The sequence below is a fragment of the Pseudomonadota bacterium genome, from assembly GCA_039028935.1.
Lineage (GTDB): Bacteria > Pseudomonadota > Gammaproteobacteria > Steroidobacterales > SZUA-146 > SZUA-146.
The window spans coordinates 23,262-50,065 of the sequence record JBCCHD010000022.1 but is presented as its reverse complement, the minus strand read 5'-3'; the positions used below and the strand labels follow the sequence as shown (position 1 = coordinate 50,065).

23 protein-coding genes are annotated in these 26,804 nt (G+C 55.4%); 1 reads left to right on the top strand and 22 read right to left on the bottom strand.

Annotation, left to right across the window (positions count from 1 at the left end; genetic code table 11):
• Positions 1-62: 62 nt before the first annotated feature.
• From AAF465_11365 to AAF465_11345, 5 genes are all read right to left on the bottom strand, one after another.
• Positions 63-1,580: an AMP-binding protein gene (locus AAF465_11365; protein ID MEM7083323.1), complete on the bottom strand. Its 1,518-nt coding sequence runs from the start codon at positions 1,578-1,580 to the stop codon at positions 63-65.
• Between the two features lie 81 nt (positions 1,581-1,661).
• The gene (locus AAF465_11360) at positions 1,662-2,222 is read right to left on the bottom strand and encodes a porin family protein (GenBank protein MEM7083322.1); all 561 of its coding nucleotides are present in this window, start codon (positions 2,220-2,222) and stop codon (positions 1,662-1,664) included.
• A gap of 134 nt (positions 2,223-2,356) precedes the next feature.
• Entirely contained in the window at positions 2,357-3,742 is a 1,386-nt protein-coding gene (locus tag AAF465_11355; protein MEM7083321.1) for an efflux transporter outer membrane subunit, read from the bottom strand.
• The gene (locus AAF465_11350; GenBank protein ID MEM7083320.1) at positions 3,742-6,975 is read right to left on the bottom strand and encodes a multidrug efflux RND transporter permease subunit; all 3,234 of its coding nucleotides are present in this window, start codon (positions 6,973-6,975) and stop codon (positions 3,742-3,744) included. The genes AAF465_11355 and AAF465_11350 overlap by 1 nt, the downstream gene beginning before the upstream one ends.
• Positions 6,975-8,195 carry an efflux RND transporter periplasmic adaptor subunit gene (locus tag AAF465_11345; protein ID MEM7083319.1) on the bottom strand — a complete coding sequence of 407 codons (1,221 nt, stop codon included), beginning with the start codon at positions 8,193-8,195 and terminating at the stop codon, positions 6,975-6,977. Before AAF465_11345 ends, AAF465_11350 begins: the two co-directional genes overlap by 1 nt.
• Positions 8,196-8,399: 204 nt before the next feature.
• On the opposite strand from AAF465_11345, the gene AAF465_11340 reads away from it, so the two are divergent.
• Entirely contained in the window at positions 8,400-8,966 is a 567-nt protein-coding gene (locus tag AAF465_11340) for an NAD(P)H-dependent oxidoreductase (GenBank protein ID MEM7083318.1), read from the top strand.
• A 14-nt stretch (positions 8,967-8,980) separates the two neighbouring features.
• On the opposite strand, the gene AAF465_11335 is transcribed toward AAF465_11340, so the two are convergent.
• From AAF465_11335 to AAF465_11255, 17 genes are all read right to left on the bottom strand, one after another.
• Positions 8,981-9,865: a CoA ester lyase gene (locus tag AAF465_11335; GenBank protein ID MEM7083317.1), complete on the bottom strand. Its 885-nt coding sequence runs from the start codon at positions 9,863-9,865 to the stop codon at positions 8,981-8,983.
• Between the two features lie 413 nt (positions 9,866-10,278).
• The gene (locus tag AAF465_11330; protein ID MEM7083316.1) at positions 10,279-11,313 is read right to left on the bottom strand and encodes a TonB family protein; all 1,035 of its coding nucleotides are present in this window, start codon (positions 11,311-11,313) and stop codon (positions 10,279-10,281) included.
• A gap of 106 nt (positions 11,314-11,419) precedes the next feature.
• Entirely contained in the window at positions 11,420-11,932 is a 513-nt protein-coding gene (locus AAF465_11325) for a biopolymer transporter ExbD (protein ID MEM7083315.1), read from the bottom strand.
• 1 nt (position 11,933) lies between these two features.
• Entirely contained in the window at positions 11,934-12,473 is a 540-nt protein-coding gene (locus AAF465_11320) for a biopolymer transporter ExbD (protein MEM7083314.1), read from the bottom strand.
• On the bottom strand, positions 12,473-13,120 hold the full coding sequence (locus AAF465_11315) for a MotA/TolQ/ExbB proton channel family protein (GenBank protein ID MEM7083313.1): 648 nt from the start codon (positions 13,118-13,120) through the stop codon (positions 12,473-12,475). The genes AAF465_11320 and AAF465_11315 overlap by 1 nt, the downstream gene beginning before the upstream one ends.
• 28 nt (positions 13,121-13,148) lie before the next feature.
• A complete protein-coding gene (locus AAF465_11310) occupies positions 13,149-13,547 on the bottom strand; it encodes a hypothetical protein (protein MEM7083312.1) in 399 nt (132 codons plus the stop codon).
• A complete protein-coding gene (locus AAF465_11305) occupies positions 13,540-14,160 on the bottom strand; it encodes a tetratricopeptide repeat protein (protein ID MEM7083311.1) in 621 nt (206 codons plus the stop codon). The genes AAF465_11310 and AAF465_11305 overlap by 8 nt, the downstream gene beginning before the upstream one ends.
• Complete coding sequence (locus tag AAF465_11300) at positions 14,141-16,969, bottom strand: tetratricopeptide repeat protein (GenBank protein ID MEM7083310.1); 2,829 nt, start codon at positions 16,967-16,969, stop codon at positions 14,141-14,143. Before AAF465_11300 ends, AAF465_11305 begins: the two co-directional genes overlap by 20 nt.
• Positions 16,966-18,963 carry a hypothetical protein gene (locus AAF465_11295; protein MEM7083309.1) on the bottom strand — a complete coding sequence of 666 codons (1,998 nt, stop codon included), beginning with the start codon at positions 18,961-18,963 and terminating at the stop codon, positions 16,966-16,968. The genes AAF465_11300 and AAF465_11295 overlap by 4 nt, the downstream gene beginning before the upstream one ends.
• Positions 18,964-18,971: 8 nt before the next feature.
• Entirely contained in the window at positions 18,972-19,499 is a 528-nt protein-coding gene (locus AAF465_11290) for an AraC family transcriptional regulator (GenBank protein MEM7083308.1), read from the bottom strand.
• A gap of 20 nt (positions 19,500-19,519) precedes the next feature.
• Positions 19,520-20,497 (bottom strand): FAD:protein FMN transferase, encoded by a 978-nt coding sequence (locus AAF465_11285; GenBank protein ID MEM7083307.1) that lies wholly within the window; start codon positions 20,495-20,497, stop codon positions 19,520-19,522.
• Between the two features lie 14 nt (positions 20,498-20,511).
• Positions 20,512-21,648 carry a DUF3570 domain-containing protein gene (locus AAF465_11280; GenBank protein ID MEM7083306.1) on the bottom strand — a complete coding sequence of 379 codons (1,137 nt, stop codon included), beginning with the start codon at positions 21,646-21,648 and terminating at the stop codon, positions 20,512-20,514.
• 18 nt (positions 21,649-21,666) lie between these two features.
• Positions 21,667-21,897 (bottom strand): DUF4266 domain-containing protein, encoded by a 231-nt coding sequence (locus AAF465_11275; protein ID MEM7083305.1) that lies wholly within the window; start codon positions 21,895-21,897, stop codon positions 21,667-21,669.
• Positions 21,894-22,352 carry a TlpA disulfide reductase family protein gene (locus AAF465_11270; protein ID MEM7083304.1) on the bottom strand — a complete coding sequence of 153 codons (459 nt, stop codon included), beginning with the start codon at positions 22,350-22,352 and terminating at the stop codon, positions 21,894-21,896. The genes AAF465_11275 and AAF465_11270 overlap by 4 nt, the downstream gene beginning before the upstream one ends.
• Before the next feature lie 53 nt (positions 22,353-22,405).
• Entirely contained in the window at positions 22,406-23,086 is a 681-nt protein-coding gene (locus AAF465_11265) for an outer membrane beta-barrel domain-containing protein (protein MEM7083303.1), read from the bottom strand.
• Positions 23,056-23,790: an SH3 domain-containing protein gene (locus AAF465_11260; protein ID MEM7083302.1), complete on the bottom strand. Its 735-nt coding sequence runs from the start codon at positions 23,788-23,790 to the stop codon at positions 23,056-23,058. Before AAF465_11260 ends, AAF465_11265 begins: the two co-directional genes overlap by 31 nt.
• Before the next feature lie 3 nt (positions 23,791-23,793).
• Positions 23,794-26,433, bottom strand: coding sequence for a hypothetical protein (locus tag AAF465_11255; protein MEM7083301.1), 2,640 nt, complete (start codon positions 26,431-26,433; stop codon positions 23,794-23,796).
• Between the last annotated feature and the right edge of the window lie 371 nt (positions 26,434-26,804).

The window sequence follows — 26,804 nt, the reverse complement described above, 5'->3', positions numbered from 1 at the left end:
GCCGACGCACAATAGGTTCGACAGCGGCGATGCGTTTGCTGCAGCGCGCGACGCGTTCGAGGCTACTGGCGCCGCGCTCGCAACATCGTTTTCTGTACTTTCCCCATGGTATTCCGCGGCAGACTTTCAATCAAATGGAAGGCCTTCGGTCGCTTGAAATTAGCCAACCCATCTCGACACGCCTCCGCCAGTTTGCCGACACTCGCTGGCCCTGTTGTGTCCACCACGACAAAGGCCTCAACCCGTTCACCAAAATCGGCGTCAGCAACACCGATGACGGCACTCTCGACGACGCCTGGCTGCGCATCGAGAAACTGCTCGAGTTCCGCTGGGTAGACATTCAGCCCACCGCTTATGATCAGATCTTTCGCGCGACCAACCAGTCGCAGCCGACCCGACTCATCGAGTGCACCCAAGTCTCCGGTGCGGAAAAAACCATCGGGTGTAAATTCGCGCGCATTGAGTTCGGGTCGCCGCCAGTACCCCTTGAACACTCCTTGACCACGCACCTGTACGTGGCCGCTTTGATCACTATCCAGCGCAACATCTTCGTCGTCAGCAATGCGTATTTCGGTATCGCGCAGTGCATATCCGACGGTCCCCGCGATACGTTCACCAGCTAATGGGTTACTGCACAATATGTTGGTTTCGGACATCCCGTAGCGCTCAAGAATGCGATGGCCCGTGCGTGCCTCGAAACGCGCAAACGTCTCCGGCTGCAGAGGAGCCGATCCGCTGATAAAAACGCGAATGGACGGTAAACAGGCGGGACCAAATGCCGACACATCGAGAAGCCGCGTGTAGTGCGTGGGGACCCCCATCAAGACCGAGCACGCTGGCAGCAATCGGCACACACTCTCCGGTTCGAATCGCCCACAAAACCGCACGCTCGCACCGCTTAGAAACGCCGTGTTGAGCGCGATAAGGAGCCCGTGCACATGAAATACGGGCAGGATGTGCAACAGCGTATCACGGGTCGAAAAACCCCATGACTCGACTAACGCACTGGCGTTATGAAAGAGATTACCGTGAGACAACACCGCCCCTTTCGAGCGGCCGGTCGTGCCTGACGTATAAATAATCACCGCAGCCGTGGTGGCGTCGATCGATTTGTCAGCGACAGACGCCGCCGATAGTGGCTCCTCATTTTCAGCCGTCACCCAATCGACATCGCCACGTGGCCGTTTGGTGCCGAGCAGACTGTTCGTATCGCCCATTAGCGTGCGGACCGGTCGGTTTGAGGTGGTCAACACATCGGGCGAGTCAACTACGATCAGCGCTGGATCGGCATCGTTGATGAAATACGTCAGTTCTTCGCGTTGATAAGCGGTGTTGAGTGGCACAAACACTATGCCGGCACGCAAACACGTGAGATACAGCACCACCACCTCAACCGACTTGCCCGTTTGCACGAGCAGTCGGTCGCCGTGTTTAAGCCCGCAATCATCCAATGCGACCAGCAATCGGTTACTGATCCGCATCACGTCATCGTACGTCCACCGGCGACCGTCGTCCTCTTCGAACATCACGTGTTCGCGGCGAGCGTGATAGTGCTGGGTAAACTGGGCGAAGAGATTCATCGCGCGACAGCTTACGCAACTTATACGGGGAATTAAACCAGTGAAGTGTGTGGCGGGCTCCTCAGTGGCCGCTCCAATGAATTAAAAACGAAAGCGTGCGCCAAAATACAATGCGTTGGCTTCGGCACCATCAAAGTCATAGCGTTGATAATCCGCCGTGATGGCCAGGTTGTCGTTGAAGCGGCCTTCTACACCGATTCCGTAATACGGATCGGTTCCGTCCCGTTTTTCGCGAAATAGTGGCGTTGTTAGCTCAGACTCCCATGCCAACAGCCCGCCGCTAACCTGAGCAGACCAATGATCGCTAAGCGGCAGCGTAAAAACCGCCGACAACCCCAACCCTTCGACGTCGCCGCTCACACCGATCGAGTCAAGACCGCTATTACCGGTGAATTCACCAAGATTAATATAGCTCCCTTCGATTGCTATGTTGTTAGCAAAACCGTACCCCACGTCGAAACGGAATGCGCTGCCATCATCGTCAATTGGAAAATCGATTGATTCATTCAGATCAATGCGACCAAACGAGGTACCCGCATAAATGGTCTCGTCGGCATAGACCAGAGCGGTTGCCAACATGATCGACACCGTCGCTAATGCTATTCGGACGGTTTTCATGGATAGAGTAATGGCTGCGTTCATCGTCCATCTCCTTGCTCAAAGCAGTGTAAGGAAGTTGAACGTTATGCTGACATCAACTAGCTGAATGAAGACTGAACCATTACGGATTTGGCTGTGGCCAATATGCCCCATAGGCAGAACAACAGGACTTGCGGTCAGTTTGCCGCTAACGCTTTATAGACGGCCACCAACGCGGTCGCCCGAACCGTTTTCGCTTGTGCAAGCTGATTGGCGATATCCGCTTCGGTACGCTCGGTATCGAGCACCTCAAGCAACCCGGATGCTCCGTTATCAAAACGAAGGCGAGCCAAACGAGTGGCCGTTAGACTGTGCCGATAGGCCTGTTCTAACGCGATAACCGACTCGCTCGTCGTGCGAAACGCAGTGAGTGCATTTTCCATATCTTCGAGCGCGCGCAGTAACGTCACGCGAAAATCCGCTAAGGCACGGCGTTCCGCCGCTTCGGCCGCCATCACGCGTTGACGTACGCGACCAAAGTCGAGAAACCGCCACTGCAAAGATGGACCAATGCGCCACTTCGTTGCGTCGCTTTCGCCAAGGTCGGATAAGGCCGTGCCGCTATAGCCGAAATTGCCCACTAAATTGAGTTTCGGATAAAACTCCGCGGTCTGCACACCAATGGTTGCCGAGGCGATAGCAAGCTCTCGTTCGGCAACGCGTACATCTGGTCGTCGCTTAAGCCATTCCTCTGGCGTTCCGATTGCCAGCGCCTCTGGAAACACCATGTCATTGGCTACCTGACTGAGCGCCAAAAGTTCGTCTACTTTGAACACATTGTCCGAGATCAAAACAGCTAGGCGCTGCCGCGCGCGTTCGCGTTCCGCCTCAAGCGGTGGGAGGGTGGCTCGAAGCACACTTTCTTGAGTACGCACTCTGGCCAGATCCAACGCCGTACCTCGGCCCGCGGACAACGCGCGCTCAATTATTGCCACACGTTCCTGTTGCGTGTCGACCGCCCGCTGCTGCACTAACCGTCGCGCCTCAACCCCTCGCAGCGAATAGTAACTTTGCGCAATCTCAGCGGTGATGATGCGACGCATGTCTTGCGCGCGAGCTTGATCAGCTTGAACCCGCCGGACAATCTGCTGATTTTGGCGCTTGAGGCTACCGAACAAATCGATTTCCCACACGCTATCAAATTGAAATTGGTGTACCTCGGACACACCCAGGCCTTCAAAGGTAAACGGATCACGTCCACTTTGGCGGTTGCGCTCGGAAGACGCCGACGCGGTGACCGTGGGGAACAGACTAAATTTACTCAAGCCACTCAACGCGCGCGATTCGTCGAGGCGAGCCAGTGACGACTGGATATCGAAGTTGCGCGCCAATCCAAGGTCGATCAGCGCCGACAGCGCGTCGTCCTCAAAGTCCCGCCAAAGTGCCGCGGTGTGGGTAACAGTCGGCGTGCCGCCTTCGCCAAACTGCTCTGGCACCGCGACCTCTGGCTGCACATAGTCGGGACCCACTGTGCACCCGGTCAACCACAGCAGGAGCAAACCGACGAGTCGATGCCAATCCATCACACCTCCCTTACCGTCGACGACGCTCGGCTAGCGAGTTTGCGAATTGCGACATAGAACACCGGCGTAAAGAACAGGCCAAAGACTGTGACGCCCAGCATTCCAAAGAACACGGTGACACCCATAACATGCCGCACTTCGGCGCCTGCACCGCTGGCGAACACCAGCGGAAGCACCCCAGCGATGAAGGCAAAACTCGTCATGAGAATCGGCCGAAGACGCAACCGACAGGCTTCGACCGCGGCATCAACAATCGTGCGCCCCTGCTTTTCAAGGTCGCGAGCAAACTCAACGATGAGAATCGCATTTTTGCAAGCCAATCCCATTAGCACCACCAGACCGATTTGAGTAAAGATATTGTTATCTAAGAACGTCGGTGGAATGGACATCGGTGGCGGTGGAATCCATCCTTGGCTGATGCTCAGACCAAACCACGCGCCTCGCGCTGTATTGAGAAGCCAGATGCCACCGATCGCCGACAATAAACACAACGGCACGATGAGGATGACCGCAAACGGTAATGACCAGCTTTCGTAGAGCGCGGCGAGCACTAAAAACACCAGCAATACCGCCAACGGAAACACCACGAGAGACGCATTGCCTTGCGTCACCTGCTGATACGTAAGGTTGGTCCATTCGAGCGACACGCCCTGTGGTAGCGTGGTGCCGGCGATGCGCTCAGCTTCGCGCACCGCCTCGGTTGATGTGAGCTGTCCAGGAATAATGCCGGCCGACAGATCCGCCGCTGGATAACCGTTATAGCGCACAACCGGATCCGGGCCAAACGCTTGCTCGATGTCAACAACACTTGCAATCGGCACCATATTGCCGGTGCCATTGCGCACTTTGAGTCGGCCAATGTCCTCGATTTCATTGCGATAGTCTGAGTCGGCCTGAGCATACACACTGTATACGCGACCAAACATGTTGAAGTCGTTTATGTAGGCCGACCCAAGATAGACTTGCATCGTGTCGAACAAGTCGGTCAGCACAATGCCCTGCTCTTTGGCTTTAGTGCGATCAACGCGGGCATTGAGAGTGGGCACGTTTGGTTGATACGAACTCAACACCGAGTACCCGTCGATTCCCGGTGTTTGCCGAAGTTCACCGCTGAACTGATTGACCGCATCGGACAGCGCCCCGAACCCGAGGCCACCGCGGTCCTGCAGATACATTTCAATACCCGATGAGTTGCCTATGCCGATAAGCGGCGGTGGCATGAGTGCAAACGCCAGTCCCTCTTTAATCGTCGAAAAGCGACCGGACAACTCCCCCGCCAGTTCGGCTGCCGTCGCCTCTCGGTTAGACGCATGCTCGATGCCTAAAAACACAGTGCCAATGTTGGGTGTATTGACAAAGTGCACGGCGTTCAGCCCCGGGAACGCCACAACATCGGTGACACCCGGAACAGCCATTGCCAGTTGTGACATCTCATTAATCGCTTTTTCCGTGCGATCGATCGACGCCCCTTCAGGCAGTAACATCACACCGAATAAATATTGCTTGTCCTGTTCGGGTATAAATCCGCCCGGCACCGAACGAAAGCTGAGAAAGGCGAGCCCGATGAGCAGAAGGTACATAACATAGAAACGGCGACTGCGCCCAATGACACCCGCGATTCCATTTGAATAGCGATCGCTGCGCCGCTGGAACAGGCGATTAAACCAACGGAAAAACCAGCCAAACACGCGATCAATCAGCCGACTTAACCGGTCCTTAGGAGCGCCGTGCGGTTTTAGCAAAATGGCCGACAACGCTGGCGATAGCGTTAGAGAATTGATCGCCGAAATCAGCACCGATACCGCAATGGTCACCGCAAATTGCCGATAAAACTGACCGGTCACACCGTCGATAAAGGACAGCGGCACAAACACCGCGGCAAGCACCAATGAAATCGCAACGATCGGGCCCGACACTTCGGCCATGGCCTTATGGGCCGCGACCAGCGGTGTCTCTCCATCCTCGATATGTCGCTCGACGTTTTCGACCACAACAATCGCGTCGTCCACCACAATGCCAATCGCCAATACCAGACCGAATAGCGTCAGCACATTAATCGAAAAACCGAGCACCCAAAGTACCGCAAACGTGCCGACAATCGACACCGGCACCGCAAGCAGAGGAATGATCGATGCGCGCCAGGTTTGTAGAAAAATCACCACCACGATAACCACCAGCAACACAGCTTCGAGTAGTGTCGTCACCACCGAGGCGATCGAGTCGCGGACAAACACCGTCGGGTCATACGCCACTTGCCATTCCAGGCCTTGAGGAAACTGTTTTGAAAGCTCAGCCATCGTGGCGCGCACAGTATCGGACAGCGCAATCGAATTCGCGCCCGGCGTTTGGAAAATGGCAATCGCTGCAGCGCGCTCGTTGTCGAGCAGCGAACGCAATGCGTAGGCACTGGCTCCCAATTCAATACGCGCGACATCGCGCAATCGTGTCAATGCCGAGTCGTCGCCCGTTTTAATGACAATCTCGCCAAACTCTTCGGGCGTTGACAAGCGTCCCTGCGCGTTGATTGACAGCTGTATATCCGACGCTTGACGCATCGGCGGCCCACCGATTACCCCGGCGGAAACCTGTACATTCTGTTCGCGAATCGCGCGCACGATATCGCCGGCTGTCAGATCACGCGAGGCCGCCTTTTCCGGATCAATCCAGATGCGCATCGCGTAATCGCCCGATCCGAAAATGATCGCTTGGCCAACTCCGGCTATGCGAGCGATTTCATCGCGCACACGAAGATCCGCATAGTTGGCCAGATACAGGCTGTCGTAACGCCCATCCACAGCTTTTAAATGCACCACCATGGTGAGATTCGGCGAGGCTTTTTCAGTGGTCACACCCAGCGCCCGAACCGCCTCTGGCAAGCGCGGCAGCGCTTGTGCCACGCGGTTCTGAACTTTGATGGCCGCCAGATCGATATCGGTCCCGCCAGCAAACGTCACGGTTAGCAACATGACGCCGTCTGAGCTCGACGCGGACTTCATGTAAATCATGTTCTCGACGCCGTTCATCGCTTCTTCGAGCGGCGCGGCTACCGTTTCAGAAATGGTCTTTGGGTCCGCGCCCGGAAAGGTGGCCGTTACTTGGATCGATGGCGGCACCACTTCGGGGTATTCACTGATCGGCAAATTGGGGATTGCGATCAATCCGGCGACAAAGATCAGGATCGATAATACGGCCGCGAAAATCGGACGATCAACAAAAACTCGTGATAAGTCCATCAGCGCTCAGTCGTCTCAGAAGGCCGCGACATCGCACCCGACGCCAACGGATCATCCATCGTGACCGTGGTCGGCGCGAGTGGTGCACCTGGAAAAAATATTTTTCTAACACCATTGACCACCACCTGATCGTTCTCTGACAAGCCAGATAACACGACACGCAGTCCGTCGACTTCCCGACCGAGAACAATGTCGCGTCGCTCGGCGGTATTGGTTTGGCTCAGCACGTAAACGTATTTGCGGTCTTGATCGGTCAGTACCGCCAAATCGGTTATCAACAACGCTTCGTACTCACTACTGCCGAGCAGTCGTACGCGGGCAAAGAGCCCCGGGGTGAATTTCCCATTCGGATTGGGTAGAACCGCTCGTCCTCGGATGGTCCCGGTACTCGGATCAAGGACATTATCGACAAAGTCCATCTCGCCATGATGCGGATAGCCTTCTTCATTGACCAGCCCCACGCGCACCGGGTTACGAAACTCACGAGAACTGGGTCGATCGCCACGACGCGCTTGTTCTTGGTATTTCAAATAAATATTCTCATCGCCTTCAAATACGACATACACCGGATCAACTGACACGAGTGTGGCCAATTGTTCGCCCGGTTGCACAAGATTCCCCGTCTTGACGTGTGCCTCGCCAATACGTCCGGCAATCGGCGCTGTGATCAAAGCAAACTCGAGGTTGAGCTCGGCCTGTTCAAGCTCGGCCTTGACCGCCGCAATCTGTGTTTTGGCCTGAGCCACATCGCTTTGTCGTTGATCGAACTCCTCGGCGGAGATCGCCTGCACGTCAATCAGGTTTTGCGCGCGCTGAGCTTCCTGTCGAGCGAGCGTCAAACGCGTTTCGGCACTCGCCAGACTCGCCCGCACGCGATTGACCACCGCTTGGTACTCGCGCGTGTCGATAGTGAACAACGGGTCACCCTTCTCAACCAATGCGCCTTCTTGAAAATGCACGGTATTCAAATAACCCGCCACGCGCGGTCGAATATCTACCAGATGAACCGCCTCAATGCGCCCATTGAACTGATCCCAGTCTTTCACCGCACGACGAACCACAGGCGCGACGCTGACGTCGGCGGGTGGCGGACCTTGTGCGGCACCATTCTGATCGCTCGCTTCGCCGCCACAGCCGGTCGGCATGCCCATCAGCACCATCGCCAAAACCAGCGACGGCGGCGCGAAACGTCGAGTTATAGAGGGATGTGTTTTACGCATGATTACCAACCGTAGAGAGCATGGGTGACGCCCAATAGGACGCACAGTCTGTCCGGCCACGCGGGTAAACGCTAGAGACCGCCATATCGAAGAGACTGTTGATTACCGTAGACGATGAACGCGTTGGTCGTGTAGTCTTGGCCGCATCCGTTTCGGGCACACGCCTGAGTTTTCTACCATCCTGGCACAGTCCGGAGTGTACCATTGAATATCATCGCGTTTGCGGCCAGTAACAGCAGCCGTTCGATCAACGCCCGATTGGTGAGCTATACCGCGTCGCTCATCGAAAACACCCACGACGCGGCCACCGTCGAGGTCATTGGCATTTCCGACTACGATATGCCGATTTTCAGTATCGATCTGGAGGAGCGCGACGGCGTGCCGGCGGCCGCTCAGGCATTTCTTGACAAATTGGGCAGTGCTGACGCGATCGTCATTTCGTTTGCTGAGCACAACGGCCTCTATACGGCGGCGTACAAGAGTCTGTTCGACTGGGCATCGCGGCTCGAGCGCTATGTCTATCAACAAAAACCCATGCTGCTCATGGCCACATCGCCCGGAGGTCGAGGCGGCAAGAGCGTACTGGATCTCGCCACGAGTGCTGCACCTCGTTTTGGTGGTGAGGTGATCGCAACCTTTTCATTGCCAAAATTTACGGAACACTTTGACGAACAGCTCGAAGTGATTTCCGATCCGACGTTTAACGGCGAACACCGCGAGGCCGTGGAGGCGTTGCTCGCCCATCTAGAGCGGAAAGAAACATCGAGCTAGCTGAACGGTCGTCGTTACGCAGTCTGCTCGGTAATGGTCCGATGCCGCAACAGAACGCGTTCAGCCTGCACACGATGCGGCAAGTCGAGCATCACGCCATTGAGTCCGATCGCACCCGCCTCAGGATTGTCGGCAAATGCCGCCACCACGGCCTGCGCGTGGGCCACCTGCTGCTCGCTCGGCGTAAAGGCTAAATTTATCGGCTCAACCTGTGCTGGATGAATGGCGAGCATACCGTCAAACCCATCGCGCGCGGCGTTCGCGGCGTACTGTTTGAGTCCGTCTAGGTTTTTGTAATCGGTGTAGACCGTATCCAGTGCTTTCACACCGGCACTCGCCGCTGCAATACGGCACTGCGTGCGCGCCTGCTCATAGATCGGCAGCCACTCACCTTGGGCATCTCGATTGGCACTGGCACCCAGCGCCGCTGACAAATCTTCAGCACCCCACGACATGCCTTCAAATCGCGGCAGCACCGTGCGATAGGAGTCTAGAGTTTGGAGCGCTTCCGGCACCTCGGTCACCATCGCCAAAATGCGCGAGCGATGGTAGCCATCGGCCAACTCGAGGTTATCCAGTAGGCGATCCAGATCCGATACATCTTTGGCAGAGCGGGCTTTGGGCAACAAATAGCCAGTCGGCATCAATGGCGCAATAACCTCGAGGTCTTCTTCCAGCAGCCCACTCTGCCAGGCGTTGATTCGCACCCAAAGTCTGGGGCGCAAGCGTTCATCAGCGCTGTCGATGAGTCCGGCCACTTTATCGCGCGCCGCGGCTTTCTGAGCCGGCACTACCGAGTCTTCCAAATCGAGCATGATGACATCGGCGGTGAGCTGCTCACAGCGCGCCAACATCTTGTCATTGCCGCCAGGCACGAACAGTACGGAACGCATCAGCATCAGGCTTCCCCAGGTGGTGTCACGTTTGCAGCGATAATCAAACAATCAGATCGATAGTCTATCACGCGTAACGTCGGCGGACGGGCGGAACGGATTAACCACAGCGACGCAGGTGCTTGGGCATGGCGGAGTGCCTAAAATTGGGAGGTGGGCACAACACCTGGCTGATTGTCGTGGCCGACCGACGGAACGGCTTTAGCGGGTGAACGCACTCTGACGCCATCGAGGCGGGATGCGATTTAGGCAGCTCATTTCAGACCCAATGGGCGACGACAGCGCCGGGTGAACGAAATGTGTGGTGATTGCCATGGTTTCGACGCAAATATGCGCCTTCGCCGCGTCAGTGGTCCCTGTGAATCCGCGGCGCGAGTGGCGAACACAGCGGCGGGACCAACAACAACGCGGGCGTCAAATTACGCTGGGAAAAAATCAATCGGTTTAGTGGTCGTCACCTCATCCACATCCTGGGCACCAAAATCGAACATCTTGACCCGGCGGAGAAGGTTCTTTTCAAAGTCATCCGAACCCAGTTCCGATGACACCACCGAGACGCTGACCACTTTCCCAGAAGGCGCGATCGTTAGCTCTAAAACGAGCTTGCCTTGCAGCGTCGGGTCTTTGCGAAGAGCGCGACGGTACAGCGCGTAAATGGCCGCTTTGTTCTTATCAAAAATAGTCTCAATTTCTTCTTGACTTCGCTGCCCAGCATAATCGGACTGACCACCTGACGCCGATCCGGTCGGGCCTGTTGCTGTGGCGTAGACCGGGGCGGCCACGGCGGTCGTGGTTCGGCCAGCCAGCCCGCCACCACCGGTGCTGCGACTGAGGTTAGCCGTTTTCACGCCCGCACTTCGCGTGCTGCTCTTGCTCGTGATGAGCGAACGTTGTGTCACATCCCCATCCGACACCGATGCGGACAGATTGCGACCGCTGGTATTTTGCACCGCACTGTTCTGACGTAGGTCGGCCAGATCGTCTGCGACGGCCATCAACCCCACGGTTTTCGCCTTCTCGCGTGCTTTTTCCACCACCTCTTGGCGGGTTGGCTCAGGCTCGACTGGCTTCGGCTCAGGCTTAGGCGGCGTGATCACCTTTGCAACACGGGGGGGAGGCTTCACCTCGGGTGGCGGCTCGGGTTTGGGTTCGGGTTTGGGTTTAGCCACTTCCTCTTTTATCACCTCAGGTTCTTTTGGCGGTGGTGGTGGAGGAGGCTCTTTCTTTTCGATCACGAGCTTGGCTAAGCGCGGGGGAATATCGGTAGCGGCGTTTCGCTCGATATCACTCACCGGTAAGAACGGAATAACAACGGACAGCACCAGTAGTGTGCCCATGACACCCGTCGTGATTTTTCGCAGTCGCGTGTGTTCTTCCGCTTCGCGCGTCCACGGCAGGTCATAGCGTCGATAGTTTGGATCGCGCATTGAGAATATGTTGGCAGTTACGCTCACGGCTGGCCTCTCCTATGCACGCGCACGGGTAGTTTCTGGCGTCGCGGTGTGTCGCGAAAATGAGCGGTGAAGAGCACCACGGTCAGCGCAATCAATACAGACTCCATCAGGACTCGCCCCCGTCGGGAGCGCCTCGCTGCATCACGGCAAGCGACAACCGCCCATAATCCGCATCGGTACACGTTGCCATGACTTTTTTGAGCACGCTGTACGGCACGCTTTTGTCACCCATGATTGTGACTTCTCGATTGGCTCGCTCATCCTCACCCGCCTCAGCGATGAGTTTGTCGACCTGAATCTGAAGTTTGTTCTTAAGCTCCGGAATCAGCGTGTCGTCACGAGAAGTGACGGCCGACAGCGATATGGTGGGCTCGCCCTGAACCAAAATATCGGTGGCGGTGATCATCACAACCACGTTTTCACGGGGCTTCTGCTCCGCAACCGATTCCGGCAACTGCACGCCTTTATTGGCTTGAAGCGTTTCCACATCAGAGGAATTCACGAGCAAGAAAAACACGAGAATCGTAAAGATGTCCATGAGCGAGACGAGGTTCAGGCTCGGCATCTTCGATTTCTTGTGCTTACGCTCCATGCGCACAGCGCGACGGGACATGGACATATTATTGACCTCCCTCAAGACTGGCGACCGGTGCACTTAACGGCGCAACCGTTGCATCACCGATCGATATATCCGGAAAGAGTTCAGCAGGCGTCATCACAAGCCCAGGGGCTGAGTACACACGCACGGTGTCCATCACCTGAACCAGCGTGTTGTAGTCGATATCCGGCTCCAGCAGAATCGTCGCGGCGGTAATGTCCGGATAATTGGCTTTCACTTGCTTGAGGTAATCGCTGAGTGCATTGAGATCGTACATAGACTGATTGTCACGTTTTGGCAGCACCTTGAGCAGTCCGGTTTTCGTGTCGGCCACTTCAACCCCTGTTGCACGCAAAATGACTTCCAGCTGCAGGGAAGGTGTGTCTGCATCGGTCGCGCCGTCACCTGGACCAGGTAAGGTCAGCTCCAGAATGGTAAGCCGCGAAAACACGGCGGTAATCAACAAAAAAGGCACTAGAATCACCATAAGATTCATAAAGGCCGTAATGTTGAGTTCGGCGGTTTCCGTATTATGGCGACGACGCCAGCGACGTGAGTTCATCAGGCTACCTGCTTACCACGAGGTTCCGATACGCTATTGAGAAACTTCACGGACACCATCTCCAGACTGTCGACAAGCTCAGTGGTTTTGGTGGTGAGGACAGAGTGCATGAGAAGTAGTGGAATGGCTGCCATCAAGCCAAACGCGGTCGTGTTCATCGCCACCGAAATACTCGCGGACAACAAGTCGGCTTTTTCTGCGGGGTTGGCGGCGGCCACCGCGGTAAACGCGCGGATTAGACCGATAATGGTACCGAGCAAACCCAGCAACGTTGCAATGTTGGCAAATGTGGCCAGGTAGTGCGTGCGCTTTTCTAGGCGTGGCATCACTTCCATGAGACTCTCTTCCATGGCTTTTTCGATGTCGTCGCGACGACGCGCCGTTTCAATGCGAGCGAAACCGTACGAGAGAATCGTCGCAATCGCCGACTTCGACTGACTCGTGATGTTCGCGGCTTCTTTATAGCCACCTTTTTTCAAAAGCGGCGACAGTTTTTTCCAGATCATGCGGTTTCGGGTCTTGCTGGCCGACAAGTAAAACCAGCGCTCAATTGCGATGGCTAGACCGATGCCAAGCACCAGCATGATGGGGTACATAAACAAACCCCCGTCCTGAAAAAACCGGACAATTGTGTTGTAAGCGTCCACGTTACTCTCCTCGTCAGTATGGTCGTGGTTATTGAGCATCACCGCGGCTTTCGGCCGCGGCTTCTTTCAAATCGGTGTAATAGTCAAGCTGCCGACGAAACACGTCAGGATCGACCGGAGTCAGTGCGTCCTCTACCAGGCTCGACAGCGGGCGCTCGCCGGGCCCAATCGCCTCGGACGTTTTCCAAGGCACAATCACAAGCACTTTGGGTAACTCGCGACTGCCCGTCACAGACGTCGTCTTCAGTTGAATGCTGGAGCGTGCTTCTGAGGTGTTATTGGCCGACAGCGGACGAATCTCTTCTGCTGTCTCGGACTCTGCTGCGTCCTGCGCCATCGCCGGCGTCAGCAGTAGACAGCCAGTCGCCGCTAACGTCGTCCATCGCATTAGACGCACACACAGCGCCCGCAGCAGGGGATTAATCACCAACCACTCCCGCCGACGCACTGGCGTCAATCTGATGTCGGCGCTCTAGGTCAACCAACCATTTCTCTACCCGTTCGTCGGCTTCAGGCGCCGCCTGAATGTACGCTTGGTAGTGCTTTTGTGCCGCGCGCGGCTGGCGCAAATACAAGTCATAAAGAATGCCCAAGTTAAAGTGTGCATCGTGAAAATCAGGTGCATCGGCCAAAATGCGTTGGTAAACAGCTTCGGCCTCTTTGAACTCGCCCTTTACGCGATGCAAAATGCCGAGCTCATTGCGCGCCACAAACGGTGTTTCGCTGAGCGCGGCCGCTTGCTCAAACATCTGTGCCGCCAGATCAAACTGTTCAATGTGGCGATAGGCGACACCCAGCCGCAGATAGCCTTCTGCTTGACCCGGCGCACTCGCCACCTGTTTCTCGAGTAGGGCGATGACATCAGCAGCATCCGGCGCAGCCGGTTTTTGATCGGAATAGAGGGTCGACGTTGGATCGACACTCTCTGACAACGGCGCCGTTTTCTTCGCAACCGGACCGGTGCCTGCACAGGCGCCCAGCCACAGTGATGCGACCATCACGCCGACCAATCGGCGGTGCTTAGGGATTGAGTTCAGCAACGGTGACTCCCTTCTCTGTTTTCTGGTATCGACCCGGCATCAGTTCCGCCAACGCTTTGAAGCTCTGTCGCATCCAGGCGTCATATAAACCGTCTTCAATGCGGTTAATATTGGTCTCATGTATCTCGATAGCCTGCTCTTCAAATGGAAAAGCCTGCTCTTCGAGCAAGAATTCGTACTGTTCCAATTCATCGGCGTTGAGTCCGCCCGGTCGTTCCGAGGTCATCAGCGCATCCGCCATCTCGGCATAAGCCGCGGCCATCTGATAAGTGGCTGCCGTCGTCACATCCGCAATGTTGTAGCCACTGGCGACGCCTAACTGACTAAGCAGGGTTTCCATGCGCGACTTTTTGAGCCTCAGATTGTCCTGCAGTGGCTCTTCAAGTCGCACGTCGGCAAACGGCTGCCAAGCCTGTTTCGCGAACATAAGTGTCGCGCGTGCTGCGGCAGTACGGCTGCGTGGCGTGGCGTTCGAGCCGGCCGCCTTATCAACCTCTATGATCGACCTAACCCAATCTAAATATTGCGACTCATTGCCCATTTTTTGATAAACGCCGGCAATCTCCTCACGAGCATCGATGCTTTCATCGACCGACAGCGGCTGAGCCTCGATCAAGTAAACATAACTCTCGAGTAATTGACTGGGATCGTTGCTTTCACGATAAATATCGATGGCTTGGTAGTTGGCCGACAATCGCGTGTCGCTGTCATTGAGCGGATCCCGCGCCAGCCGCATAAGTTCACTGGCCGCCCCTTCTTTATTACCCGATTCAAGATAGCTCACCGACAAGTTTCGTGTGACATCACGCTGCAGTTCGTGATCCGGATAGTTGGTTCGGAAGGCCTGCAGTACACTTGCCGCCCGCGTGAAATCTTTGACGTCCATCAACACTGACGCCGCCTCGTATTCGGCGGTGGCGATCAGCGAGCTGGTAGGCGCTACCCGAGCGACCCGCAAAAAGTGCTCAGCCGCGTCAGCGAGTTCACCGTTTTGTTGTTCCGCTTCGGCTTGCCGATACACCGAGGCCGCCAGCAGCTCAACCACATCCTGACGGGAAGCGGCATCCGCACCACCCTCGACATTGAGTGCCAGCGTGCGACTGAATGCGGCTTCGGCGCCACTGAAATTATCTTGATCAAAGTGTGTATTGCCCGCGACAAGAAGGGCAATACGCTGCTCTTCAAGGGCAGCCGGAGGCTGCCAGGCCAGCAAGTCGTTGGCTGCGGCTAACGCATCATTGAGATCGCCACGGGCATACAGTCGCTCGGTGGCGTCGGTTTGCACGCGTGTGGCCTCGGCATGCTCGCTAAACGAATCCGCAAACTTGAGCGAGCTATCGATTGACGCGCGCTCTACGTTCCAGCGCGTTTGTGGATCGTCGATCTGGCCTTCCTGTTTCGCGTAAGCCAACAACGCCGCGTAGCCAGCCTCAGCCGATCGCGTGTGCGCCTCGTACCCATAGGCAGTGGCTTCATACTCGATAACCGCTGCCTCAAATTCACCTTGATCGAACAGCAGTTCAGCCAGCAAAAAGTGCGTTTCCGGTGTTTCGTCGATTGCGGGGAAGGAACTCAGCCATGCGCGATACCAGTGCACCGCCTTATCATAGGCCGCGTCGCGTTCGGTAGTGTATGGGGCTGATTTAAGTGTTTGCGCACCGGCATGATAAAACTGAGTGAGTTCGGTCAAGTGGAGTTTTAGTGCGGCCACAATATCGTCGGAGTCATCAATCGCATGCTGGGACCAATAATCATCACCGCCGCGATTCAGCGCATACTCTTGTGCAAACGCTTCTTTCGCACTCATCTCTTGCTCGAAAAAACCCGCATCACGGTAGGTATCGATTACGGCAAGCTGCATATGCGGAGCGTGACGCGCATTGGGGAGTCGCGCGACAAACGCCCGATAGGCGGCGGCCGCGTCTTGATAGCGCTCTTCCTTGCGATACAGCTCGCCGAGATCCGTAAACAGTAGATGTTCGAAACCAGGTGCCGTATCGCGGTCGAGCAACGCATTGAGATCGGCTACGCCTTCGCCATACGCGAATGAGAGACTCATTGCCCGTAATGCATCGAGCAACATCTCGCGCCCGCCGGGCGACAGGCCATTAATAGCGTCGCGTTGATAGTCCCCCTGCGCGAGCAGCTGGTGACGCAACAAATTCAAAAAAGCACTTTGCGCTTCAGGGTAGTCCGCAAGCTTGAACAGCGACCAACCGTGTTTGTACCAAGACTGCTCAAGAAACGCGCCCTGACTGCCCTCGCCACTGCGTCGGATGACCGCCGCATAGGCCTCTGCCGCGCGCTCATAATTCCCCTGTGAGAACAATGTCTCGCCGCGCCGAAACTCACTCTCTTCGGCATACGTTGACTCAGGCTGTTCTTTTACGAGTTGCGACAGCGTGTCGCGCGCCGCATCCATATCACCCACTGCCTCTTGCGCGCGCGCCAGCTGATAATAGACGGCATCGTTACCATCGTGGCCTGGATACTGAGACAACAAATCACGATATAAACGAATGGCCTGCTCATAAAGACCTTTGGCCTGCTCGTCATGCGCGCCGTCAATCAATAGGCTCTCCGCCTGTTCGAGCTCCATGTCCGCGAGTCGGCGCAAAGCGCCCGGCCGGCGTGGGTCATCGAGCGCGGCAAGCGCCAAAAACGCCTCATAGCTCGCCCGCGCGCGGGCTTTGGCATCCACCGTCATTCGCGCCGGGCTCGCCGAGGCATCCTCATCGGACTGCGCCGCACTGAGCGGCATCAGCATGATCAGCAACGAAAGAACGAGCAAAGAACGGAAGGGCGTCATGGTCCCTCCTGTGCGAGCGCAGACTGATCGTATGCGCTGGCGAGCGCGAATTGCGCTTCGGTTAGGTAAGCGGTTAAGCGTTGACGGTGCGCATCAAATTGTTCGCCGGCGAGTCCCGCAAGATACGCTTGATGCGCGCCTAACGCTCTATCGGCCTGCGTGAGTAGATGGTCGATCCGAGGCACAGCCAGCTCGATTCGCCGATCGAATCCATCAAAGCGCTCTGGCGATAGCGTCTTCGCCAAATCCAAACGGGCGAGCCGTTCCTGTCCCAATGACAATTGTTCCTCGAGTGCGCGTATCTGCTTGGTTTTTTCCCAAGCACGCGCCGGGTAGGCCTGCGACAAATTCCACTGCATAACACCTTTTAAGAACGCGTGTTTGCGGCGCGCCTCATCGGCGCGCGAATCGAGACCGGCCAGTTTCTGCTCAACCGCTTTTAGTCGCGCCCAAGTAGTCATTTCTTCTTCCGTCGCGAGCGCCACTACGTCGTTAGCTCGCTGAATGCGATTCAATTCTGTACGCGCCGACGCCACACGCGCAGTGAGCGTCTGTAGCTGTCCGTCCAGGCCTTCGCCAGGCTGGCGGTTCATTTGCTCGGTATATCGATCGCGTTGTGCATTGACAATTGTGTGGAAGGCGCCCAGGTTGTTTTTCCATTCCAGCAAGTTTTCCTTGAGATACAGCACGTCGCGATAATTCTTGAGACCTTCTTGAAACGCATGATCGGCAACCAAATGATAAAGATAGCGGGATTGCGGAGAATCCGGCACGGTTTTCAAGCGCCAAAACCAACCCACTTTGCCGGCGGTGTCGTCCGCCAGCAGTGCGTTGAGAAAATCACCGTGGTCCAAGCTTTGCTGAAACGAATTAAGATGCTCGATTTCGCTCTCAAACTGCGAAATCGCTTGATGATATTCACTGATCGCCTGCTGATCTTTGCCTAATCGGCGATGCGCGAACGGTATGGCCAGCAACGCCTCTTGAACGGCCGGATCAAGGCGATCTTCGCCTTTGAGACGGTTCCAATGTCCGAGTGCCGTGGTGTAATTTCCGAGCTCGACCGCCGCCCATCCGGCGCCGAGGCGCGCCTTTGAATTGAGTGCACTCGCGCTACTCACGCGCCGCAAATACTCGCCAGCCTGCGCCGCATTTTCTTTTTGAAGCTGCGCGAAACCCAAGGCTAGATTCGCTTTGTCTTGCAGCGCCTGGTGTTCACTATGTTTTTCGACCGATTTGCGACTTCCCGCGGACCAGAAACGCCAGCGCTCGGGAAGACGGAAAATCGATGAGCCGGGTGGACGAATCTTGCCCTTCCCGATTCGTGCTAACTGTCGACTGCCCTCATCGACATTGCCATGGCGCACCATCGCCACGCCGAGATTGAATTGCGCATAGGCCGCGAGTTGATCGCCGCCCTGCCATTCTTCCAATAGCGTAATGGCATCGTCGAAACGCTCTTCATCAATGGCAATACGCGATTCAAGCAATTGTTTGCGCGCGACAAACTCATCGTCGAGTTTATCTCCCATTCCGTCGAGGGCCATTTTGGCGCGCACGTTGTTGCCCCGCTGCCAAGCAATTTCCGCCAAGTAGAGCCAAGCCCGATCTCGAACATTCGGTTCAGCCTTATCGAGCAGCGCTTCAAACACGGTCGCGGCCTGATCTTGTTGACCGTAGGACAGATAGAGTCCACCGAGCAACAGCTCCGCGTCATCGCGATGGTGCTCGAGTGTTTGCTGCTGCTTGGCCACCAAGAGCTTTGTCGCCGAACCAAAGTAGTCACCCCGATAAAATTCGAACAGCGCATCACCGTAGCTTAAGTCTTTAACGGGCTCAGCGGCCGTTACATTTGGAGATGCTGCAATCAGCAGTACAAACCCCAACACCAACAAACTGCAAAGTTTGATCCACTTGAGCCATTCTGCACCCTTCGAGTACAGGCGATGACGGGACCGATCACGCAGCGGTAAATGGAGCGATGAGTGCCTCATAAAAGGACTTAATCCCACTCTCGCACGGCGAATTCGGGCTGCATGTTGCGCGTTTGATCTTCGATCTTAAGTTCGACAAATTTCGGGCTAAGCGTTTTTTCAAACTCGAGCGTAGCGCCGCGACGATACTCGCGATTATTGGGACCCATACCGGTAAACACCGCCACTAGCTCATGGTCGCCTGCTTTGAGGTTGCCCACAAACAGCCGCTGCACGCCGCCTCGAAGCAACGCCTCTGCTTCGCGCTCCGTATACAGGTAGCTAGACACCTTCTTTCCATTGAGTTTTAGCTCAACCGAATCCAGCGCAAAGTACTCGCCAACATCCATCGAAACAAAAACCGACACCTGCGTGTTCGCTGGAAACAACAACTCCTCTTCGAGGATAAATAAATCTCGATTCAGACTCATCAGCTCTTTTTTGAGGTTTTGTACTTCGCCGTCGAGATTGGTAAACGACGTGCGTTCTTCAGCGTGGGCCACCATCGCCAGACAACCTATTGCGGTGAGGCATACAGACAGTTTCTTCGTTTTCATAAGATTTCCCATCCCAACAACTACGCGTCAGGCTCAAGACCACGGGAGAAATGCATCTCCCCTTGCTGGTCAATAACAATGGCTTCAAATTCTTCAAGTGAGTCGATTAGCGCCAGTCCTCGCTGCTTGCCGAGTACGAATACACCTGTCGACAGTGCGTCGGTCATAATGGCATTCGGGCCTATGATGGTGACGCTGCGCACGGTCCGCGCAGAATCGCCAGAGGTTGGCTCAATGATATGGTGATAGCGAACGCCATCCGCTTCAAAATAGCGCTCATAATCGCCAGACGTCGAAATCGCTTCCTCTTGCACCGGCATACGCGCCGCGATGCCGTTGCGCTGCCTGGGATCGCGAATTCCAACTGCCCAAGGGCGCCCGCGATGGTCCCCTAACACGCGACTGTCTCCGCCCGCTGTCACAATGGCATTTTCAATACCGCGTTCGCGCAGCAACGTCACCGCGCTTTCTACGGCATGCCCCTTGGCTATTCCGCCCAAATCAATCCGCACACCTTCACGCAGAAACCGCACCGTTTTTTGGGATGTGTTCAACACCACATTATCGAGATTAACGACCTCAACCGCCGTTTGTTTTTGTGCGTCAGAGGGCTTTTCTCCGGTGCGAAAATCGTAATGCTTTCCAACGCTTGCATAAGTGATATCGAATGCGCCACGCGTTACGTGACCTAAATCCAGCGCCTGCTTAATGAGTTCGAACAGTTCGTCGCTCACCGCCACCGCTTGCTCATGCGCGTTGGCATTTATCTGTGAGATTTCGCTATGGTCTTTATAGGTGCTCATCAAATGATCGATGCGATGCATTTCGCCGATCACCCGGTCGATACTCGCCATCGCATACGCTTCGTTCTCATGCCAAAGCTGAACGCTGATTTCGGTGCCCATGATGCCCTCCGTGCGTCCATACCACTCGGCGGATACAGACAGAGGCCACGACACAGACAGCATCAACGCGGCAGCAATAATTATTCGGGTCATTGATGGTCTCCGGGTCAGTACCAGAACGACAAATAAAACTGAATCACGTTCGCGTCAAAGCCATACAATGGCTCTTCGCCGACTGGAGCGTCGACGGTGAGATCGCGAAAATTGTCGTAATCAAATCGGAAGCGGTTGAAATACAAATTGGCTGTACCCCGATCAACAAACGGGAGAATCTTGCTCGGAAACGCATAGGTAACGCCCACTCGGCCCATGTGATCGGAAAAAGAACTCAACTCTTTGTCGCGCGCAAGAAAATTCTGTGCCTGGGGTCGCTCAAACAAATCACTGTAAAACTCGGCTTGGGTTTGCGTATGGAAGCGATAGCCAACTTCGAATGTCCAGTCATCGCCAAATTTATGCACGTAGCCAATACCAGCTGTGTGACCTTGTATATCCCAAGTGTCGGAGAAAAAACGATAATCGAACGTCAGCGCTGCGCCATACTTGAGGAAGTACCGCGACTTCAGGGACACCGAGTTGCTTGTACGTGTGCGCGGATAGATCTCACTTTCATACGCGTATCCGCGCGCGGAACCATCTAAGAACCGGACCGATCGATACGGGTTATTGAGATACCCCTCGTCTGTGATGGCCTCATAGTCGAGGCTCGCAATCCAATTTTTCGTCAATACTTGGGTAAGGCCAAGTTGATAGTGCTGGCGATCGACCTCGTCGGTGAAATCGGCATCGCCGTTGCGACCCACTGTGTCGTCTCCGCGGCCATAGCCTAGCGACACCGTCGTGAGCGCGCCGAACATTTCTTGACTGATCGAAAAGAAGTACGAACTCGCCTGAAAATCGTTTTCATCACTGTTTGTTACGTTGAGGCTAAATTGCGTGGCGTCATACAGGTAACTTGCACCGAAACTGGTTTCGGTGCGTTCTTCGGTATACGGACTCGCCGTGGTCACTACATCGACCGATGCGCTGCTGACGCTGTCCACATAGTACTTGCCACTCAGTGACACTTTATCGCCAAATGACTTGCGGACCACGATCGCCGGGCCATCGATATCGGCACCACCACCCTCATAACCGTGATAGAGAATATCGGTGCGATCCTCAGGCAGGGTCGCCGCGAAGGGCGATGCCATCACGCCCCACATAAAAAGAATAAGCCACCGCTTAAATTGTAAGTCGTTCATGCGTTCACGCTTGTTAAATTAGTTACAACCACAGCCACCGTGGGCACCACCAGCGGCACCGCGGGCGCCTTCACGCGATTCGAATACGTGTTGCAGATAAGAGGCCGCGAGTGGATCGCGATCAAAAGACATAATGGGATCGGCTAAGTTCGCCCGTTCATAGGGCTTAACCCAGGGCTCCACCTCCACCGAGGCACAACCCGAACTACCGAGCACCGCCATTGCCAATAACAGAGCGGCCGTTCTCATTGGCGGATCGCTCGTCGGATGGCGTCTTGATATTTCCCTTCGTCACCCGGTTTATAGCCGTGGTGCACATACTGCACCTTACCGTCACGATCGACGACCACCGTGGTCGGCATAGCGATCACGTCGTAGCTTTCGCTCACCGAATTTTCGTTATCAAACAAAATGGGGAAACTCACGCCAAGCTCGTCGAGCATGGCTTTGGCGGCCGAGCTGTCCTCTTCCACGTTGACACCCAGCATGGTGAAGCCCATCGGTGCGTATTGCGTGCTGAGTTCCTCAAGCAGTGGCATTTCTTGGCGACACGGTCCGCACCAAGACGCCCAAAAGTTGATCAGCACGACATCACCCCGAAGCTCGCTGAGCTTCACATTTGGACCCTCAAGACTCTTGAGCGTAAAGTCGGGTGCTGACTTTTGCATGAGCGATGATTTCGCCGACCAGGCGCTCACGCCCATCAACAGGCTCATCACAGCAACGATAATTGCAGTCCTTTTCATCGATATATTCCTCAAAAAAAGATCGTAAAACCAAAGTGATATTCAATGTTGTGGGTAGTCTTTTCTTCGCCGAGCAAGTCGATATCGAAGAGGTGATCCCGCACATCGAGGTGCAGCGCCAGAAAGTCATTGAGAATGACTCGATAGCCAAAACCCGCATTGATTGTGAACCGATCGTCACCGGCAAATTCGGTGCTTCCAACGCCCGCAATCGCATATAGCGCAGTATTGAACGCCCAGCTTTGCCCCAAGAAGGCCTCTCCAGGCAACACGTTGTAACCCAACGATAGGTTGTAGTAGGTGTAGTCGCGCTCCTCGGGTGTGAGCAGCTCAACCGCGCCACTTAATTCTTCAAAGCTGGTCCTTCCAGCCTGTGTTTGCGCGTAGACCGCCTCCAAAAAGAAGTCTTCGGTCGCGTGAAACGCGACGCGCGCTCCCACCACGCTATCTGAACCAAAATCCTCAATACTCATGAGGCCGCCATAAAGGCCCACCTCAAAGTTCTCCGAGTCGATTTTGGGCACCTTGATGTCGCGTCGCTCCACTTCCGGATCAATGACGGGCGGCAATTCCTCAGCCGCCTCATCGGCCGACTGCTGGAAAACACTGCAGCCACCAAGCAACAGTAGACACCCGCCGAGGGCGAGTAGCGGCAGCTTGCTTAGAAAAAGAACGAAAAGCCGGCTTTCCATTCGTCGATCTCCTGGTTGTCATCGCGACTTGTAAAAATCACATACGTTTTATATTCCGCCCGCAGCACCATACGCCGCGTGGCGTACAGTCTCAGGCCCATTCCTGCAAAGGCAATTTCATCATTGCGGTCTTCGACCTCGACCAACGTGGCGTTGGGCGACGTGCGCAAAACGCCACCACCGAGCGTAAAGAACGGTGTAATGCGTTTGTCAGGGAAAAATTGGTGTGTCACGTTCGCCGTCGCGAACACATTGTCCGCGAAGGTTCCGATGCCCTGGGATACCGATAGCTCGGTCGACAGATTTGGGGTAAGTGCATAGGCTCCATAGACGGAAATGACATCCGCACCACCAAATTCGCCATCCAGCACGCCGAACTCGAAGCGGCGATTCGAGTACGTGCCAAATGAGCTATCCTCGACTCGCACGGCAAACCCTTCCGGATCGAGCGTGAGCTCAAGCTCGTCACGATGCACCCAACCTTTCTGACCGCGTGGAGCAATCACCTCGAACCACTCTGTGCGTCGACGGGTAACGGTGATGTTCTCGCCCGCCTCGACCACATGATAGACAGGGTAGCCACGTCCGGGGCCCGTGCGCATTTCAATGAAGGGTTCCTCGACCACGAGCTTCACGTCCGACTTTGCCTGCACGGGCGTGGCCAGCATTAACACAGCGAAGAATAGCGATACAAAGCGTTTCATAGCCTAATTTGGGGGAACCTCGAACGGATTGTTGTAATACTGGGCACCAATATCGATCCACTCAGACATCAATTTGAGCTCCGCCGTGTTCAGATAGCCAGCATGGCTACCGCCCTCGGCGAAACGTGAGAAAAAGTTAGACGAGACGCGAGCGCCGCCGGCGATTACAGAGGGTGCTACGGTGACCGTTACCAAAATGGGTTCCATCGTGTCCGGGTCTATACCGATCTCCACCAATCGGTCCTGCAGAGCGTCCATCTCGACTTCCTGCTCGTTATCGTTAAACAATAATTCGCGATATGCCTTGAACTGGTCGGCATTATCGGGAGAAGGTCCGTCGGTGAGATCGAGCTGTCCCGCCGGCACCTGAATCGCTCCCATGGCGTCGTTAGGGGTGTGGCAGGTGGTGCAGGTGTTATCACTGAGCACAGTCACCATGTCGACATCCAATTCAACACGCGGGGCGCTCCACAATGGGTGGATGTGCTCTTCGTAGTGAATCACTGTGCGGCACAGTGCGCTCCACTCGGACACACAGCCATTCGACACAGGTTGCGGTGTCGTCAGGTCCGAATACGTCCACTCGAACGCAGCGTCTGCCGCCCTGCCCGCCGCGACCTCATCGGTCCAAACGTCTTCGAATTTGATGTCAACCGACGGTGTTATTGATTCGCAGCCTGTCGCACAGCTAATGCGAGCACGGGTTTCTGCCATAGTCTCACCGAATTCGGCAAACAGCGCCGGGTTTGTATTTGGAAACGGCAGGCTGGTGGTTTGCGCCCCGATGTTGACAAGATTGTACGCACCACTGCGACCGTGGGACCGGCCGCTTGTACCGTCATGGCAGCCATTACAGGTTTTGACCTCGCCCGGTCGAACAGAAATCCACGCGCCGTGCCGCGGCCGCACACGCTGGCCATTGCCATCCAACAGGTTGACCTCAAGGGCTGTGTTGGCCGGCACCTTAAGCTGCACCGATCCGTCGGGCTCAACCGGTGCATAGGCGACAATTTCACGCATGCCAAGTCCTCGGGCGCGTCCAAACGCGGAGCCATTGAGATCCACTAAATCGTCATCCGGCAGCGACACCGCCTTGACCACCCGCACAAACCGAATGGGGCGTTCATCCGCTGTAAATTGCGCCGGATCGGCAAGGGCTGTAATGCCTGGATTCGTGCTATCGGCACCTTCTACATCGTATACGCTCTTTATATTGAGTATGCCGACGTTTTCCTCAACCAGTTGAACGTCGAGATCCACGCCCGCCACCTGATCAAACAGGATGGCCGGTAGGGGGCGTGGCTGCGCGGCCACCATTTCGGTCACCATCACTCCCTCTTCCGGCGGCACAACCGGTAGTTGGGTGTCGTCCGTTCGGTCGTATACCCACAAACCGTAGAGTGGATCTGCTTCGGTTGCGCCAGGCTCGGCCAACAATTCCTCTGTGCAGGCCACGATCTGTTCCTCAACCACCAGCCGGCACTGACTCCAACTGACAAACACTCGGTCTGAGCCATCCCACAAAGGAAAGAAATCGCTGTAGCGGCCACCCGGCGACAACGCCTCGTCGGTGCGAACGTCATTGACCGTCGCGGCTTCCTGCGCCGGACCCGGTGCGCCGGCGCTGGCGGCCATTGCCTGCGTGTTCTCGACATACATATCGGTATCGATGAGCGTCAACTGTCCGCCAAGTCGCGGTGCTTCGAACGGCTGCATCATCACACCGATCCGCCCATCGGGCATTTCTTCTGACTTCAAGAAGTGCACTGGCGTACCATCACTGCCCGTATTGCTGCTGTTCGCACCATACAGTAACTGCTCATCGGTGCCGTCAGGACGCGTGGAATACAAGCCGATCGAGTTGTTGCCCGACTTGGCCGCCCAGCGACTAAAGACAATCCGTCCGTCGCTTCGCACCATCGGATCCAAATCGTGGCTTTGATTAAATGTGATTTGACGAAGCTCGGTGCCATCATCATTCATGACGTGTAGCGCGAAGGCCTCAACATTCTCGTCCTCATCCAGCGCGGAGAATTGGGGCTTACCTTCATCCAGCAAAATCGCCTTGGACTGTCGTTGGCGTGTAGATGAAAATACGATGCGATCGTCCGGTAAATAGGCCGGCGCGATGTCGTGCCCCGCCTCGGCATTGATATCGGACGTAATAATTCGACGCAGCTCCTGTGTTTCGAGGCTGTACTCCCAGATATTCCAGGTAGGTTGTTCGTCGTCATCAACGTCTTCAAGCAAGGGCAAGCGCAGCGCAAAGACAATGCGCGTGCCTGCCGCATTGATGCTGACGTCTTGAACGTCGCCCTCCCCACCCGTCACTTCGAACGTGACGTTTGATTCCAGTGCGGTAGGCGACGCTCGCTCGCGCACAAACAAATCGGCACCCCCATTAAACGTCACCGGCTCACGCACGTCATCGAACGTAAGCATCATGTCTTCGTCGGTTGGCACCGGTCGCTTGATGTACGCGATGGGGACATCTATGACAACCGGATCTGGTTGCTGCCCATCCGCAAAACCGATATTGCCACCTGTTTCTCCGCCGCCACAGCCAACAAGCAACACCACTACAAGCGTTACAAGTGCAACAGAACGAACCGAATTAAATTTGTTTAAAGAATATTTTTGCATCGCCCAAAATTCCTGCAGCGGATATTGCATAACGCTTGGAAAAATTACACAAAGTTCCTAAAAGTACTGTAATAAAAGCGTTAAACGCTGCACAGGAATTCCACATCATGAAGCAGCCGCTTTTATAGTCTGTGAACTTGATCACATATTTTTGCAGCTCCCAGTTAGATATTGTGGATTCTGCAACTTGCGTCTAACTGCGTTTTCGAAACTCGATAACGCCCGACGTATCGCGCTCAAAGTGAGCTTACTTGTTTTGCGAAACGCAACAATTGTCGCTGAATCGCGACATGTGCAGAACGAAAAAAGTGTGTCCTATACTCGACTCAACTTTCGACGGTGACTGATCACACCGAAACTTTTCGAAACGC